The following is a 1,506-nucleotide window of genomic DNA, read 5'->3' as shown; positions in this document are numbered from 1 at the left end:
CACAAAAGTCAGTCACGGCGCCATCGGATCGCGTGGCACCAGCTGGATATCACCGACCCGCGACGTCCGCGACTCACATGCGACGCAGCAGAACTTGAGAGGGAAGTCAGCTGAGGACGAAGCGTTGAGCTCGGTGCAGCTCATATTGAAAAGCCCGTTCAAACATCACATCGGCCGCTCTCCGGCACGATCGAGCTGTGTGCCGAAAGCGATGCGGTCGGCCGCCCACCCCCCATTCCGTCCGACCCTCTGCGAAGGCAGCGTCACACCATGAAGCGTAGAGCCACTGTCATTTGCGAACGCAACGGCCGGGTCCTGGTCGTTGCACGCGCGCTGGGCCGTTGGGCGTTTCCGGGCGGAAAACGCAAGCTAGGGGAAGATCTTGGCGAAACGGCACAGCGCGAACTCGAAGAGGAAACGGGGCTCGTGGCCACACATGTCCACTACGCTTTCCAGTTTCACGGACTGCGATCGCGGCACTTCGTGTTCGCGGCACGCGTCGGCGAGACCATCGAAGCGATACCTTCCAATGAAATCGTGCGCTGCCAATGGATGCATCTCGATGAGATCCTCTGCGCCGAGGCAAGTATTCCCACCAAGGGCATCGCTGCCATTTTCCTCAGGCAGACACAATGCGGGAACCACCAGTCCCTTCGTGAAGCCATTGAGCTCTACCTTTGCCGAGCGCCAGCGTCTGACGACTAGCCGAGCCCGAGCTTGCTAGCGGAAAAATGCCGAACCTCAACAACGCTCACGAGCGTGTCGACCTAGTCGTTCGTGGCGCGTTTGAACTGTCGTCGCGCGGAAACATGGCAATTGCGGAACCGTTGAAAACGCCCTCCTTTCGCCCTTCCCCAAAACCGCACCGTTGATAGCGCGAGTTGAACGGTGCTTTTTTCGCTCCATGCCGAAACAGACCGCGCGGATTGGCATCCACCGAACGTACGAACGGCCGTATTATTTAATTCCCGTTGTTAACCCTGATTAACATATGAGTTTCGTGCATGTTTTAATCGCTGCCCAGTCGACAAAATTAGACCCGTCCGATGTCGTCCCTTGCGTGACGCCGACCGGCCCCCCAAATGGGGCATTTCAGTCCCTGCGGCGCATTAACGGTGTTCCGTAAAAATAAAAATATCAGCGCATATCTGAGAGAGAAACTATGCTAAGTCCCCATGAATTTGCCACGCTTATGCTGGTCAACGCCGCACCGGAGCAGATCAACCTTGATCGCGAAGAGCTCGACATTCTGCTGGAACGTCAACTAGTCGAACTCGAAGAACTCGCCTCAGGCCACCCGCGTCCGCGACTGACCGTCGATGGCCATGCCCTACTGCAGGCAGTAGCTCGCCTGCACTGACGCCTCGTTTTGCGGGCGGAAGTGCACATGTGGAATCCGCACGCACCCCTGTTTTGAACCGCCCTTTGTTCCAATCAGATTGACACGCCAGTTGTAGTCCTCCTGGCTGTATCCACTTATATTTACTATTCTGACAACCTCAGGGG

General features: G+C 57.0%; 3 protein-coding genes. All 3 read left to right on the top strand.

The window, feature by feature from the left end; all coding sequences use genetic code 11:
* Positions 1 to 274 (top strand): hypothetical protein (locus tag AWB74_RS48110; RefSeq protein ID WP_235024963.1); only part of this gene is annotated, 274 nt, incomplete at its 5' end.
* Entirely contained in the window at positions 271 to 705 is a 435-nt protein-coding gene (locus AWB74_RS44485) for an NUDIX hydrolase (protein WP_087039596.1), read from the top strand. The genes AWB74_RS48110 and AWB74_RS44485, both read left to right, overlap by 4 nt.
* A gap of 457 nt (positions 706 to 1,162) precedes the next feature.
* Positions 1,163 to 1,360, top strand: coding sequence for a hypothetical protein (locus tag AWB74_RS44480; RefSeq protein WP_061152792.1), 198 nt, complete (start codon positions 1,163 to 1,165; stop codon positions 1,358 to 1,360).
* The last annotated feature ends 146 nt before the right edge of the window (positions 1,361 to 1,506 follow it).

It is taken from the genome of Caballeronia arvi (genome assembly GCF_001544695.2).
Lineage (GTDB): Bacteria > Pseudomonadota > Gammaproteobacteria > Burkholderiales > Burkholderiaceae > Caballeronia > Caballeronia arvi.
This window is presented reverse-complemented; position numbering and strand designations above follow the sequence as displayed.

What these genes read in the sequence shown, in the direction of transcription:
- AWB74_RS44485 (WP_087039596.1), top strand. Translation starts at nt 271, where the DNA reads ATGAAGCGTAGAGCCACTGTCATTTGCGAACGCAACGGCCGGGTCCTG.
- AWB74_RS44480 (WP_061152792.1), top strand. Translation starts at nt 1,163, where the DNA reads ATGCTAAGTCCCCATGAATTTGCCACGCTTATGCTGGTCAACGCCGCA.